Origin of the sequence: Enterobacter sp. BWH64 (assembly GCF_001037645.1) — a bacterium.
GTDB lineage: Bacteria > Pseudomonadota > Gammaproteobacteria > Enterobacterales > Enterobacteriaceae > Enterobacter > Enterobacter hormaechei_C.
Map to the genome: position 1 here is coordinate 3529016 of NZ_KQ089922.1, position 15622 is coordinate 3544637.

Sequence of the window (15622 nt, forward strand, 5' to 3'; positions counted from 1 at the left end):
ATATTTCCTCCATTTTTCCGCTGTGTTAGCTGACTAAACTAGTATCATTCCCCGAAAGAGTTTCAGGATGAGAACGTATAACGATGAAAGGCAGTAACAAATCCCGCTGGGCAATCGCCGTTGGTCTGATTGTGGTGGTCCTGGCCGCCGCCTGGTACTGGCACAGCCAGTCCGCGAACTCCACGGCACCTGCTGGCGCTAATAGCCCCTCACAACGCTCAACGGGCGGCGGGCGCCACGGTATGCGCGGCGGTGCGCTGGCACCGGTGCAGGCGGCAACGGCGGTGAATAAAGCGGTGCCTCGTTATCTCTCCGGGCTGGGAACCATCACCGCCGCCAACACCGTGACGGTACGTAGCCGCGTGGACGGTCAGTTGATGGCCATCCATTTCCAGGAAGGTCAGCAGGTAAAAGCCGGCGATCTGCTGGCGGAAATCGATCCAAGCCAGTTTAAGGTGGCCCTGGCGCAGGCGCAGGGGCAGCTCGCGAAAGACAAAGCTACCCTCGCCAATGCCCGCCGCGATTTAACCCGCTATCAGCAGCTGGTAAAAACCAACCTCGTGTCGCGCCAGGAGCTGGACACCCAGCAGTCTCTGGTCAGTGAATCTCAGGGCACCATCAAGGCCGACGAAGCCGCGGTCGCCAGCGCCCAGCTCCAGCTCGACTGGAGCCGGATCACCGCGCCGATTGACGGCCGCGTGGGCCTGAAACAGGTTGATATCGGGAACCAAATCTCCAGCGGCGATACCACGGGCATCGTGGTGATCACCCAGACGCACCCTATCGATCTCGTCTTTACCCTGCCGGAAAGCGACATTGCGACGGTGATACAGGCGCAGAAGGCCGGAAAAGCGCTGGTGGTTGAAGCCTGGGATCGCACCAACAAGCAGAAGCTGAGCGAAGGTTCGCTGTTGAGCCTGGATAACCAGATCGACACCACCACCGGCACCATTAAGCTAAAAGCACGCTTCAACAATCAGGACGATGCCCTGTTCCCGAATCAGTTCGTCAACGCGCGAATGCTGGTCGCGACCGAAGAAAACGCGGTGGTGATCCCGACGGCGGCCCTGCAAATGGGCAGTGAAGGCAACTTTGTCTGGGTGCTGAACAGCGAAAACAAGGTCAGCAAACACCTGGTGAAAACCGGCATCCAGGACAGCCAGACGGTGGTGATCAGCGCCGGGCTGTCCGCTGGCGACCGCGTCGTCACCGACGGTATTGACCGGCTGACCGAAGGGGCGCAGGTCGAAGTGGTGGAAGCGCAGGATACAGGAGCAAAAGCCTGATGCAGGTGATGCCGCCGAGCTCTACAGGTGGGCCCTCACGCCTGTTTATTTTACGTCCGGTTGCGACGACCCTGTTGATGGTGGCGATCCTGCTGGCCGGGATCATTGGCTACCGTTTTCTGCCCGTGTCGGCGCTGCCGGAAGTGGACTACCCGACCATTCAGGTTGTCACCCTCTATCCGGGCGCCAGTCCGGATGTGGTGACGTCCGCCATCACCGCCCCGCTGGAGCGTCAGTTTGGCCAGATGTCTGGCCTGAAGCAAATGTCGTCCCAGAGCTCCGGTGGCGCTTCGGTCGTCACGCTTCAGTTCCAGCTCACGCTGTCGCTGGACGTCGCTGAGCAGGAGGTGCAGGCCGCGATTAACGCCGCCACAAACCTGCTGCCGTCTGACCTGCCGAATCCACCGGTTTACAGCAAGGTCAACCCGGCGGACCCGCCGATCATGACCCTTGCCGTCACCTCCTCCGCCATGCCGATGACCCAGGTGGAAGACATGGTTGAAACCCGCGTGGCGCAGAAGATTTCGCAGGTGACCGGCGTGGGGCTGGTGACGCTGGCGGGCGGTCAACGCCCCGCCGTGCGCGTCAAACTGAATGCCCTGGCCATTGCCGCGCTGGGGTTAACCAGCGAAACCATTCGCACCGCCATCAGCAGCGCCAACGTCAACTCAGCGAAGGGTTCGCTGGACGGCCCGACACGCGCGGTCACGCTCTCCGCCAACGACCAGATGCAGTCCGCCGATGAGTACCGTCAGCTGATCATTGCCTACCAGAACGGCGCGCCGATCCGTTTGGGCGACGTGGCAACCGTTGAACAAGGCGCGGAAAACAGCTGGCTCGGGGCGTGGGCCAATAAGCAGCAGGCGATTGTCATGAACGTTCAGCGCCAGCCGGGCGCGAACATTATTGATACCGCCGACAGCATTCGCACCATGCTGCCGCAGCTGGTGGAAAGCCTGCCAAAATCGGTCAGCGTGAAAGTGCTCTCTGACCGCACCACGAATATTCGCGCGTCAGTGACCGACACCCAGTTCGAGCTGATGCTGGCGATTGCGCTGGTGGTGATGATCATCTACCTGTTCCTGCGCAACGTCCCGGCAACCATCATTCCCGCCGTCGCCGTGCCGCTCTCGCTGGTCGGCACGTTCGCGGTGATGGTGTTCCTCGACTTCTCGATTAACAACCTGACGCTGATGGCGCTCACCATCGCCACCGGGTTTGTGGTGGACGACGCCATCGTGGTAATCGAGAACATCTCGCGCTATATCGAAAAAGGTGAAAAGCCGTTAGCCGCCGCGCTGAAGGGCGCGGGGGAGATTGGCTTTACCATTATCTCACTCACCTTCTCGCTGATTGCGGTGCTGATCCCGCTGCTGTTTATGGGCGATATCGTCGGGCGGCTGTTCCGCGAGTTTGCCGTGACGCTGGCGGTCGCCATTCTGATCTCTGCCGTGGTGTCGCTGACGCTGACGCCGATGATGTGCGCCCGCATGCTGAGCCACGAGTCCCTGCGCAAGCAAAACCGCTTCTCGCGCGCCTCCGAGCGGATGTTCGAGCGCATTATCGCCGCCTACGGCCGCGTGCTGGCGAAAGTGCTGAACCATCCGTGGGCAACGCTCGGCGTGGCGCTCGGCACCCTGGCGCTCAGCGTCATGCTGTGGATTTTCATTCCGAAAGGCTTCTTCCCGATTCAGGACAAAGGCATTATTCAGGGCACGCTTCAGGCGCCGCAGACGGTCTCCTTCGCCAACATGGCGCAGCGCCAGCAGCAGGTTTCTGAGATCATCATGAAAGATCCGGCCGTGGAAAGCCTGACTGCCTACGTGGGCGTGGACGGCACCAACCCGTCGCTCAACAGCGCGCGCCTGCAAATTAACCTTAAACCGCTCGATGACCGCGACGATCGCGTTAACGCGGTGATTGAACGCCTGCAAAGCGCGGTGGCGCGCGTGCCGGGCATTGAGCTGTATCTGCAACCGATCCAGGATTTAACCATTGATACGCAGGTGAGCCGCACGCAGTACCAGTTTACGCTCCAGGCCACCTCGCTTGAGGCACTCAGCACCTGGGTGCCGCAGCTGGTGGACAAGCTGAAAGCACTGCCGCAGGTTTCTGACGTCAGCAGCGACTGGCAGGATAAAGGGCTGGCGGCGTACGTGAACGTCAACCGCGACACCGCCAGCCGTCTGGGCATTACCATGTCCGACGTGGATAACGCCCTGTATAACGCCTTTGGCCAGCGCCTGATCTCCACCATCTATACCCAGGCCAACCAGTATCGCGTGGTGCTGGAACATAACACCGAAAACACGCCCGGGCTGGCCGCGCTGGACACGGTGCGCCTGACCAGCAAAGACGGCGGGATTGTGCCGCTCAGCGCCATTGCCAGCGTGGAAGAGCGTCACACCCCGCTGTCGATTAACCATCTCGATCAGTTCCCGTCCACCACCATTTCGTTCAACGTGCCGGACGGGTATTCCCTGGGCGAAGCGGTGGAGGCCATTCTGGGCGCGGAGAAAGAACTCAGCTTCCCGTCCGATATTCAGACCCAGTTCCAGGGCAGTACGCTGGCGTTCCAGGCCGCGCTGGGCAGCACCGTCTGGCTGATTGTCGCGGCGGTGGTGGCGATGTATATCGTGCTTGGCGTGCTGTATGAAAGCTTTATCCACCCAATCACCATCCTCTCCACCCTGCCGACGGCGGGCGTGGGGACGCTGCTGGCGCTGATGCTGGCGGGGAGCGAGCTGGACGTCATTGCGATCATCGGCATCATCCTGCTTATCGGCATTGTGAAGAAAAACGCCATCATGATGATCGACTTTGCGCTGGCCGCCGAGCGCGAGCAGGGTATGGCGCCGCGCGAGGCCATTTACCAGGCCTGTCTGCTGCGTTTTCGTCCGATCCTGATGACCACCCTCGCCGCCCTGCTGGGCGCGCTGCCGCTGATGCTGAGCACCGGCGTGGGGGCCGAACTGCGCCGTCCGCTGGGCATCGGGATGGTGGGCGGCCTGCTGGTGAGCCAGGTGCTGACGCTGTTTACCACGCCGGTTATCTACCTGCTGTTTGACCGTCTGGCCCTGTGGACGAAAAACCGCTTCCCGAAACGTGAAGAGGAGGCGTAAGTGAAGTTTTTCGCCCTCTTCATTTACCGTCCGGTGGCGACGATTTTACTCTCCGTCGCTATTACCCTGTGCGGCGTGCTGGGCTTCCGGCTGCTGCCGGTGGCCCCGCTGCCGCAGGTCGATTTCCCGGTGATCATGGTCAGCGCCTCGCTGCCGGGTGCCTCGCCGGAAACCATGGCGTCATCGGTGGCGACGCCGCTTGAGCGCTCGCTTGGGCGAATTGCCGGGGTTAACGAGATGACCTCCAGCAGTTCGCTGGGCAGCACGCGCATCATTCTGGAATTTAACTTCGACCGGGACATCAACGGCGCGGCGCGTGACGTGCAGGCCGCGATAAACGCCGCCCAAAGCCTGCTGCCAAGCGGCATGCCGAGCCGTCCAACCTACCGCAAGGCTAACCCGTCCGACGCGCCGATCATGATCCTGACGCTCACGTCAGAGACCTACTCCCAGGGCGAGCTGTACGATTTTGCCTCCACCCAGCTGGCGCAAACCATCGCCCAGATTGACGGCGTGGGCGACGTGGACGTCGGCGGCAGCTCCCTGCCCGCCGTGCGCGTGGGGCTGAATCCCCAGGCGCTGTTTAACCAGGGCGTGTCGCTGGACGACGTGCGTTCCGCCATCAGCAACGCCAACGTGCGTAAGCCGCAGGGCGCGATTGAGGACAACAGCCACCGCTGGCAGATCCAGACCAACGACGAGCTGAAAACCGCCGCCGAGTATCAGCCGTTGATTATTCACTACAACAACGGTGCGGAGGTGCGCCTGAGCGACGTCGCCAGCGTCACCGATTCGGTGCAGGACGTGCGTAACGCCGGGATGACTAACGCCAAACCGGCGATTTTGCTGATGATCCGCAAACTGCCGGAAGCCAACATCATCCAGACGGTGAACAGCATCCGCGCGCGCCTGCCGGAGCTTCAGGAAACGATTCCGGCGGCCATCGACCTCCAGATTGCGCAGGACCGCTCCCCTACCATTCGCGCCTCGCTTGAGGAGGTAGAGCAAACGCTGATTATCTCCGTCGCGTTGGTGATCCTGGTGGTGTTCCTGTTCCTGCGCTCGGGGCGCGCCACGCTGATCCCGGCGGTGGCGGTTCCGGTATCGCTGATAGGCACCTTTGCCGCCATGTACCTGTGCGGCTTTAGTCTTAACAACCTGTCGCTGATGGCGCTGACGATTGCCACCGGGTTTGTGGTGGATGACGCCATCGTGGTGCTGGAGAATATCTCGCGCCATCTGGAAGCGGGCATGAAGCCGCTCCAGGCGGCGCTTCAGGGGACGCGCGAAGTGGGATTCACGGTCCTGTCCATGAGCCTGTCGCTGGTGGCGGTGTTCCTGCCGCTGCTGCTGATGGGCGGCCTGCCGGGGCGACTGCTGCGCGAATTTGCCGTCACGCTTTCCGTCGCCATCGGTATCTCCCTGGTGATTTCGCTGACGCTGACGCCGATGATGTGCGGCTGGATGCTAAAGCGCAGCCAACCTCACTCGCAGCCGCGCAGGAAAGGCTTTGGCCGCGTCCTGATGGCGATGCAGTCAGGCTATGGCAAATCGCTGAAATGGGTGCTGAACCACACGCGTCTTGTCGGGCTGGTGCTGATCGGCACCATTGTGCTCAACGTCTGGATGTATATCACCATCCCGAAAACCTTCTTCCCGGAGCAGGATACCGGCGTGCTGATGGGCGGTATTCAGGCGGACCAGAGTATTTCGTTCCAGGCGATGCGGGGCAAACTGCAAGACTTTATGAAAATCATCCGGGAAGATCCGGCCGTGGATAACGTCACCGGCTTTACCGGCGGCTCACGCGTTAACAGCGGGATGATGTTTATTACCCTTAAGCCGCGCGGTGAACGTCACGAAACGGCGCAGCAGATCATTGACCGCCTGCGGCTGAAGCTTGCCAAAGAGCCGGGGGCAAATCTGTTTTTGATGGCCGTTCAGGATATCCGCGTCGGCGGACGACAGGCTAACGCCAGCTATCAGTACACCCTTCTCTCAGATGACTTAGCCGCCCTGCGCGAGTGGGAGCCTAAGATCCGTAAAGCGCTGGCCGCGCTGCCGCAGCTGGCGGACGTGAACTCCGACAGCCAGAATAACGGCGCGGAGATGGCGCTCACCTACGATCGCGAAACCATGTCCCGCCTGGGCATTAACGTTGAAGCGGCCAACAGCCTGCTTAACAACGCCTTCGGGCAGCGTGAAGTCTCCACCATCTATCAGCCGATGAACCAGTACAAGGTGGTGATGGAAGTTGATCCGCGCTACACCCAGGACATCAGCGCGCTGGACAAGATGTTTGTGATCAATAATGACGGCAAGGCGATCCCGCTGTCGTACTTCGCCAGCTGGCAGCCGTCGAACGCGCCGATATCGGTGAACCACCAGGGGCTTTCCGCCGCCTCGACCGTGTCGTTTAACCTGCCAACCGGCTCGTCGCTGTCTGAGGCCAGCGACGCCATCAACCGCGCCATGACCCAGCTCGGGGTGCCCTCCTCCGTGCGCGGCAGCTTTGCCGGTACGGCGCAGGTGTTCCAGGACACCATGAACTCGCAGGTCATTTTGATTCTGGCGGCTATTGCCACCGTTTATATCGTGCTGGGCGTGCTGTACGAAAGCTATGTGCACCCGTTGACCATTCTCTCCACGCTGCCTTCTGCGGGCGTGGGGGCGCTGCTGGCGCTGGAGCTGTTCGGTGCCCCGTTCAGCCTAATCGCGCTCATCGGGATCATGCTATTAATAGGTATTGTGAAGAAAAACGCGATTATGATGGTCGACTTTGCCCTGGACGCCCAGCGTAACGGCAACCTGACGCCGGACGAGGCGATATTCCAGGCCTGTCTGCTGCGTTTTCGCCCGATCATGATGACCACGCTGGCCGCGCTATTCGGTGCGCTACCGCTGGTTATATCCGGCGGTGACGGCTCTGAACTGCGCCAGCCGCTGGGGATCACGATTGTCGGCGGCCTGGTGATGAGCCAGCTGCTGACGCTCTACACCACGCCGGTAGTCTATCTGTTCTTTGACCGACTGCGGCTGCGTTTTTCGCGTAAAAAGAGAACCACGGTGACCGAGTAAATGACCGACCTACCCAGTAACGTTCGCTGGCAATTGTGGATCGTCGCGTTCGGCTTCTTTATGCAGTCGCTGGACACGACCATCGTGAACACCGCCCTTCCCTCGATGGCGAAAAGCCTGGGGGAGAGCCCGCTGCACATGCATATGGTGATTGTCGCCTACGTGCTGACGGTCGCCGTGATGCTGCCCGCCAGCGGCTGGCTGGCGGATAAAGTCGGTGTGAGAAACATCTTCTTCACCGCCATTGTGCTGTTTACCACCGGGTCGCTGTTTTGCGCCCAGGCCAATACCCTTGACCAGCTGGTGATGGCGCGCGTGCTACAGGGCGTCGGCGGCGCGATGATGGTGCCCGTCGGGCGGTTAACGGTGATGAAAATTGTTCCGCGCGCGCAGTATATGGCGGCGATGACCTTCGTCACCTTGCCCGGCCAGGTCGGCCCGCTGCTTGGCCCGGCGCTGGGCGGTATTCTGGTGGAGTATGCCTCCTGGCACTGGATCTTCCTGATCAACCTGCCGGTCGGTATTATCGGCACGATTGCCACCCTGACGCTGATGCCGAACTATAAAATGCAGACCCGGCGCTTTGATTTCGTTGGCTTTATCCTGCTGGCGGCTGGCATGGCGACGCTCACCCTGGCCCTCGACGGGCAAAAAGGGCTGGGGATCTCCTCCCTGTCGCTCGCCCTGCTGGTGGTGCTGGGGATCACCGCGATTCTCTGGTATCTGTGGCATGCCAGAGGCAACGCTAACGCGCTGTTCAGCCTGAATCTGTTCAGGAATCCCACCTACCGTCTTGGTCTGTTCGGCAGCTTTGCCGGACGCATCGGCAGCGGCATGTTGCCGTTTATGACGCCGGTGTTTTTACAGATTGGGATGGGCTTCTCGCCGTTCCACGCCGGGCTGATGATGATCCCGATGGTGCTCGGCAGCATGGGGATGAAGCGTATTGTGGTGCAGGTGGTGAACCGCTTTGGCTATCGCCGGGTGCTGGTGACCGCCACGATCGGGCTGGCGTTGGTTTGTCTGCTGTTTATGGCCGTGGCGCTGCTGGGCTGGTACTACATCCTGCCGCTGGTGCTGTTCTGCCAGGGGATCATCAACTCCATGCGCTTCTCGTCGATGAACACCCTGACGCTAAAAGATCTGCCGGACGAGCTGGCGAGCAGCGGTAACAGCCTGCTGTCGATGATCATGCAGCTCTCCATGAGCGTGGGGGTCACGGTCGCCGGATTGCTGCTCGGCATGTACGGGCAGCACCATCTCAGCGCCGACACCCCCGTCGCGCATCAGGTCTTTTTATACACTTACCTCAGCATGGCGGTAATTATCGCCCTGCCCGCTTTTATCTTTGCCAGAGTACCGAATGACACGACCAAAAACGTCGTGATCCGACGCGGCAAAAGGAGTGCACCATGAAATTCTGGCGTCCGGGGATCACCGGTAAGCTTTTTGTGGCGATTTTCGCCACCTGTATCGTCCTGCTGATTACCATGCACTGGGCGGTGCGGGTCAGCTTTGAGCGCGGCTTTATTGACTACATTAAGCACGGTAACGAACAGCGACTACAGGGCTTAAGCGACGCGCTGGGCGAACAGTATAGCCTGCACGGTAACTGGCGTTTTCTGCGCAATAACGATCGCTTTGTGTTTCAAATCCTGCGATCGCTGGAGCACGATAATGACGACGACCGCCCGGGGCCGGGCATGCCGCCGCACGGCTGGCGCACCCAGTTCTGGGTGATAGATCAGGAGATGCGCGTGCTCGTTGGCCCACGCTCTCCGGTACCGCCGGACGGTACAAAGCGCGCCATCACCTCGAACGGCGCCACGGTGGGCTGGGTTATCGCCTCGCCGGTCGAGCGGCTGACGCGCAACACCGACATCAACTTTGACCGCCAGCAGCGTCAGACCAGCTGGCTGATTGTCGCGCTTTCTACCCTGCTTGCGGCGCTCGCCACCTTCCCGCTGGCGCGCGGCCTGCTGGCGCCGGTTAAGCGCCTGGTGGAAGGCACGCACAAGCTGGCGGCGGGTGATTTCTCGACCCGCGTGGACACCCGCAGCCAGGATGAACTGGGCAAGCTGGCGCAGGACTTCAACCAGCTCGCCAGCACGCTGGAAAAAAACCAGCAGATGCGCCGCGATTTTATGGCCGACATTTCGCACGAGCTGCGCACCCCGCTGGCGGTGCTGCGCGGCGAGCTGGAGGCGATTCAGGACGGCGTGCGGCAGTTCACCCCCGAGTCCGTGGCCTCGCTTCAGGCGGAAGTCGGCACGCTGACCAAGCTGGTGGACGATCTGCATCAGCTTTCCATGTCCGACGAAGGCGCCCTGGCCTACCAGAAAGCCCCAGTCGACGTGATCAATATCCTTGAAGTTGTGACCGGCGCATTCCGCGAGCGCTTCGCCAGCCGTGACCTGAAAATTAACCTTTCGCTGCCGGACAGCGCGGTGGTATTTGGCGACAGAGATCGCCTGATGCAGCTGTTCAATAATCTGCTGGAGAACAGCCTCCGCTACACCGACGGCGGCGGCGCGCTGCATATCTCCGGCAGGCAGGAAAACGGGCGCTTTGCCCTGACCTTTGCGGACTCCGCCCCTGGCGTGAAAGATGCGCAGCTGGAAAAACTGTTCGAGCGCTTCTATCGCACCGAAGGTTCACGCAACCGCGCCAGCGGCGGTTCCGGCCTTGGGCTGGCGATTTGCGTTAACATTGTGGAGGCCCACGGCGGCACCATCCGCGCCGCCCATTCGCCTTTTGGCGGGGTTAGCATTACAGTAGAGTTACCTCTGGAACGGGATTTATCGAGGGAAGCATGACCGAGTTACCGATTGACGACAACACACCGCGTATTTTGATCGTGGAAGACGAGCCTAAACTTGGGCAACTGCTGATCGACTATTTGCGTGCCGCAAGTTACGCGCCAACGCTTATCAGCCACGGCGACCAGGTGCTGCCCTACGTGCGCCAGACGCCGCCGGATCTGATCCTGCTGGATCTGATGCTGCCGGGTACCGACGGCCTGACCCTGTGCCGGGAAATTCGTCGTTTCTCCGATGTTCCCATCGTGATGGTGACGGCCAAAATCGAAGAGATCGACCGTCTGCTGGGGCTCGAAATCGGCGCCGACGATTACATCTGCAAGCCTTACAGCCCGCGGGAGGTGGTCGCTAGGGTGAAAACCATCCTCCGCCGCTGTAAGCCACAGCGTGAATTGCAGGTGCTGGATGCGCAAAGCCCGCTGATTGTCGACGAAAGCCGCTTCCAGGCGAGCTGGCGCAGCAAACTATTGGATCTTACCCCAGCGGAGTTCCGCCTGCTGAAAACGCTCTCCCACGAGCCGGGAAAAGTGTTTTCCCGCGAGCAGCTGCTCAACCATCTGTATGACGATTACCGCGTGGTGACCGACCGCACCATCGACAGCCACATCAAAAACCTGCGCCGCAAGCTGGAGGCGCTCGACGCCGACCAGTCGTTTATTCGCGCGGTGTACGGCGTGGGTTATCGATGGGAAGCGGATGCGTGCAGGATTGCTTAATATTTGCTTTAACGATGATTACCTGCCCAGGTAATCATCGTTCTTCATAACATTCACTTTCTAACAACACCCCTACCTGATTTGACAATTGCAAATTGTAATGTTTGATGTTAAAAACGAAATAAATCACAATATTACGGCTTCAAGAAATGCAAAATGTTATTGGTAATTTATTCATTATCATCACCACAGCTATAAGCGTTGCCAGCCTTTTCTTGGGGTTATTTGCTTATAATAAAAAAATGAAAACAAAAGCAATACAAAAAATAGAACTCCTCATACCTAAAAAAAACAGAATAACCAAGTTTTCCGAGCAATGGGTAAGCGCTTTTTTCCTGGCATTCGGTAATCATGCATTCTCAAAAAGGCAATTAATTACCATACCGTTTTTATTGATTTTATATTCCAGTATCTTATTTGTAGTTTGGTATCTCTGGGTGCTGACTTTTAGAAATCCTGAGCACATCATTCCTCAACATCTGCCATTGACCATTAAAGTTGCATTACATGACTTTATTCATTTTGGCTTTTGGTACTCTTTACTGCTTGATGTGATGTCAATTTATCTTATCAGAGCTTACATTAACGCAGGTCTATCGAAAGGGTTTTCGTCTGTAAAATCGATCGTTTATTTTTCTTCAATTGTTCTGGGCGTTATGCTCTCATTTACACTTATCGTCACCCATCTTAAAAATGCTTCGATTGAGGACCTCTATATCCAGCAAGGCCTGTATTTTGAAGACAGACCTGTAATGACATGGAACCCGCTGGAAGTGATACGGTCTTCACTGGATTTCATCGATAACGAAACCATGATTATCTTTACCTCAAAAGGGGCAATATCTAACTACTTCATTCCGCAGGCTATCATGTTTTACCTTTCCATGTTTACGCAATTGACGCTGCTTATTGTTTTCATCAGCTATATGATCACAAAAATACTGCATAACATTCGAACAGTTGCCATCTGGACAGTCAAGTATTCTGGAACGGCTACGATGAATGCCATTGGTTTCATTCTTATCGCCGGTATTATTCTACTTGCTTTAATATATTTGTGTTTGTATGTCATATCGCTAATGGTTTAAAGATACGAAGTATTATGTCATCTGAAAGGGGTGAGGCGCTTTACCTCCCCGCCCCGCAGCGCTACAATGCCCGCCCTTAAAGTGGGGGATCTCCCCTTACCGCTGCACCAGGTGCACGCGGATCTGACCTGTCATCAGAACGAGAACAAACATGTTTAAACCGGAACTCCTTTCCCCGGCGGGAACGCTGCAAAATATGCGTTACGCTTTCGCCTATGGTGCCGACGCCGTTTACGCGGGCCAGCCGCGCTACTCGCTGCGCGTGCGTAACAACGAATTCAACCACGAGAATCTTCAGCTCGGCATCAATGAAGCGCATGCCCTGGGCAAAAAATTCTACGTGGTGGTGAACATCGCGCCGCACAACGCCAAGCTGAAAACGTTCATTCGCGACCTGAAGCCGGTCGTGGAGATGGGGCCGGACGCGCTGATCATGTCGGACCCGGGTTTAATCATGCTGGTTCGGGAGAACTTCCCGGAGATGGACATTCACCTCTCGGTGCAGGCTAACGCCGTCAACTGGGCAACGGTGAAATTCTGGAAACAGATGGGGCTGACCCGCGTCATTCTGTCCCGCGAGCTGTCCCTCGAAGAGATCGAAGAGATCCGCACCCAGGTGCCGGATATGGAGATCGAAATCTTCGTTCACGGCGCGCTGTGCATGGCCTACTCCGGCCGCTGCCTGCTCTCTGGCTACATCAACAAGCGTGACCCGAACCAGGGCACCTGCACCAACGCCTGCCGCTGGGAATATAACGTTCAGGAAGGCAAAGAAGATGACATCGGCAATATCGTGCACAAACACGAGCCGATCCCGGTCACCAACGTTGAGCCAACGCTGGGTATCGGCGCGCCTACCGACAGCGTGTTTATGATCGAAGAAGCCAAACGTCCGGGCGAATACATGACCGCCTTCGAAGACGAGCATGGCACCTACATCATGAACTCCAAAGATCTGCGCGCCATCGCACACGTCGAGCGTTTAACCCAGATGGGCGTACACTCCCTGAAAATCGAAGGCCGCACCAAGTCTTACTACTACTGCGCCCGTACCGCACAGGTGTATCGCAAAGCCATCGACGATGCCGCCGCCGGTAAACCGTTCGACACTAGCCTGCTGGAAACGCTGGAAGGTCTGGCGCATCGCGGCTATACCGAAGGTTTCCTGCGTCGTCACACCCACGACGACTACCAGAACTACGAGCATGGCTACTCGATTTCCGAACGCCAGCAGTTTGTAGGCGACTTCACCGGCGAACGTAAAGGTCCGCTGGCCGCCGTCGCCGTAAAAAACAAATTCACTAAAGGCGACAGCCTGGAGCTGATGACGCCTCAGGGCAACATGAACTTCCGCCTGGAGCACCTGGAAAACAAAAAAGGTGAGGCGATAGAGGTCGCTCCTGGCGACGGCCATGTGGTCTGGCTGCCGGTTCCTGAAGAGGTAGAGCTGGAGTTTGCACTGCTGATGCGTAATTTTGAAGGTGAAAATACCCGAAATCCACACGGCAAATAGTCAATCAACGGGATTTTTTCACGCTGGGATAATTCTTAGAATCGGATCACATACCGCTTCGTTCAATACGGGTATTATCCCCCCGCTGAAAAACATAACCCATAAATGCTAGCTGTACCAGGAACCACCTCCTTAGCCTGCGTAATCTCCCTTACGCGGGCTTATTTTTTACCTTTCATCCTGTTCTTACCCGCTTTTTCCTTCTCTGGGATACACTCTTTCTATAGTTAAAAAAGGGAGCAACCCGGATGGCATCCTATCCAGACAGTTTATTAATTCTCAATGGCAAAAGTGCAGGCAACGATCTGTTGCGCCAGGCGATCACCGAATTGCGTGAAGATGGCGCGCGCATTCACGTGCGGGTGACCTTTGAAAAAGGCGATGCGGCACGCTATATCGACGAAGGCATCAGGTTAGGTGCTGAGACCATCATTTCAGGCGGCGGCGACGGAACAATCAACGAGATCGCTGGTGCGCTTATTGACCTCAACACAGCACATCGCCCGGTGATGGGCATTTTACCGCTCGGTACCGCCAATGATTTTGCCACCAGCGCCGGCATACCTGAGGATTTAGGCAAAGCACTGCAACTGGCTATCCTCGGGAAAGCGACCGCCGTCGACATTGCACAGGTGAATGAAAGAACCTGTTTTATCAACATGGCAACGGGCGGTTTCGGCACGCGGATCACCAGCGAAACGCCGGAGAAGCTGAAAGCCGCGCTGGGCGGCGTCTCGTACCTCATTCACGGCCTGATGCGCATGGACACCCTCAAGCCCGACAGCTGTGAAATCCACGGTGAGAACTTCCACTGGCAGGGCGACGCGCTGGTGATTGGTATCGGCAACGGACGTCAGGCAGGCGGCGGACAGCAGCTTTGCCCGGAAGCCCTGATTAATGATGGTCAGCTACAGCTGCGCATTTTTACTGGCGACGGGCTGCTGCCCGCGCTGTTTACGACGCTGACGCAGCCAGAGGAGAGCCCCAATATTATCGCCGGGAAATCCGCGTGGTTTGAAGTGATCGCCCCACACGGCATGACCTTTAACCTTGATGGCGAACCGCTGAGCGGAGAGAAATTCCGCATCGAAGTGGTTCCGGGCGCGTTGCAGTGCCGATTACCGCCGGATTGTCAGCTCTTGCGCTGATGGTTTGCCGGGTGGCGGCTACGCCTTACCCGGCCTACAGGACCGATCGCGTAGCCGCCACCCGGCTACCTAATACACCGCCACCTCCCGCGCCATCTCGCGGGAATACTGCTGTGAGGCATTGACCAGCATCCGCGTATAGTCGGTTTTGGCCTGCCCGGCGACCAGTTCGTCCACCGTCAGGCTTTCAAGGATTTTGCCATACTGCATTACCGCCACCTTCTGACACAGATGGGCAATCACGCCCAGATCGTGGGTCACCATCAGGTAGGTCAGGTTCGACTCACGCTGAAGTTCCGCCAGCAGGTTGAGGATTTCCGCCTGCACCGAGACGTCCAGCGCCGAGGTAGGTTCATCCAGCAGCAGCACCTGCGGCTCCAGAATCAGCGCCCTGGCAATCGCCACGCGCTGGCGCTGCCCGCCGGAAAGCTGGTGCGGATAGCGATCGCGAAACGCCCGGCTAAGCCCAACTTTATCCAGCAGGGCGTGAACGCGCCGCTCCCGATCTTTTATGCGGTGAATGTGCAGCGGCTCTTCCAGAATATCGCCGATGGTGTGACGCGGATGCAAAGAGCCGTACGGATCCTGAAATACCATCTGCACCCGGCGGCAGCGTTCCTGGCTGATACGTTTTTCCAGCCGCTTGCCGTTAATCGCCAGCTCGCCCTCCCAGTGGGTAAACAGCCCGGCAAGGCATTTCAGCACCGTGGTTTTGCCCGAACCGGACTCCCCCACCAGGCCGTAAATCTCGCCGTCCCTCACGCTGATATTCACATCGTCCAGCACCTGATTACGCTTCTCGCCCTCGCCAAACGTCAGGTTAAGGTGTTGTATCTCGATCATCTCTGCTCC

10 protein-coding genes are annotated in these 15622 nt (G+C 58.2%); 9 read left to right on the plus strand and 1 reads right to left on the minus strand.

The genetic code is table 11. From position 1 onward, the window contains the following. The first annotated feature begins 83 nt into the window (after positions 1-83). The 9 genes from SK50_RS16870 (at position 84) to yegS (ending at position 14770) form a co-directional block, all read left to right on the plus strand. Positions 84-1286: an MdtA/MuxA family multidrug efflux RND transporter periplasmic adaptor subunit gene (locus tag SK50_RS16870; protein WP_045344340.1), complete on the plus strand. Its 1203-nt coding sequence runs from the start codon at positions 84-86 to the stop codon at positions 1284-1286. Beyond that, positions 1286-4408 carry an MdtB/MuxB family multidrug efflux RND transporter permease subunit gene (locus tag SK50_RS16875; protein WP_048229736.1) on the plus strand — a complete coding sequence of 1041 codons (3123 nt, stop codon included), beginning with the start codon at positions 1286-1288 and terminating at the stop codon, positions 4406-4408. The genes SK50_RS16870 and SK50_RS16875 overlap by 1 nt, the downstream gene beginning before the upstream one ends. After that, positions 4409-7486, plus strand: a complete 3078-nt coding sequence (mdtC, locus tag SK50_RS16880) for a multidrug efflux RND transporter permease subunit MdtC (protein ID WP_048229738.1) — start codon at positions 4409-4411, stop codon at positions 7484-7486. It begins immediately after the preceding gene. Next, positions 7487-8902, plus strand: coding sequence for an MFS transporter (locus SK50_RS16885; protein ID WP_048229739.1), 1416 nt, complete (start codon positions 7487-7489; stop codon positions 8900-8902). Further along, on the plus strand, positions 8899-10302 hold the full coding sequence (baeS, locus tag SK50_RS16890; RefSeq protein WP_015572365.1) for an envelope stress sensor histidine kinase BaeS: 1404 nt from the start codon (positions 8899-8901) through the stop codon (positions 10300-10302). The genes SK50_RS16885 and baeS overlap by 4 nt, the downstream gene beginning before the upstream one ends. Then, the gene (gene baeR, locus SK50_RS16895; protein ID WP_015572364.1) at positions 10299-11021 is read left to right on the plus strand and encodes an envelope stress response regulator BaeR; all 723 of its coding nucleotides are present in this window, start codon (positions 10299-10301) and stop codon (positions 11019-11021) included. The genes baeS and baeR overlap by 4 nt, the downstream gene beginning before the upstream one ends. Positions 11022-11170: 149 nt before the next feature. Next, positions 11171-12109: a hypothetical protein gene (locus SK50_RS16900; protein WP_015572363.1), complete on the plus strand. Its 939-nt coding sequence runs from the start codon at positions 11171-11173 to the stop codon at positions 12107-12109. Positions 12110-12260: 151 nt separating this feature from the next. Continuing rightward, entirely contained in the window at positions 12261-13622 is a 1362-nt protein-coding gene (gene yegQ, locus SK50_RS16905; protein WP_017383261.1) for a prephenate-dependent tRNA uridine(34) hydroxylase TrhP, read from the plus strand. Between the two features lie 248 nt (positions 13623-13870). Continuing rightward, the gene (gene yegS / locus SK50_RS16910) at positions 13871-14770 is read left to right on the plus strand and encodes a lipid kinase YegS (protein WP_015572360.1); all 900 of its coding nucleotides are present in this window, start codon (positions 13871-13873) and stop codon (positions 14768-14770) included. Between the two features lie 69 nt (positions 14771-14839). On the opposite strand, the gene SK50_RS16915 is transcribed toward yegS, so the two are convergent. Beyond that, the gene (locus SK50_RS16915) at positions 14840-15613 is read right to left on the minus strand and encodes an ABC transporter ATP-binding protein (RefSeq protein ID WP_032104609.1); all 774 of its coding nucleotides are present in this window, start codon (positions 15611-15613) and stop codon (positions 14840-14842) included. Positions 15614-15622 lie beyond the last annotated feature (9 nt).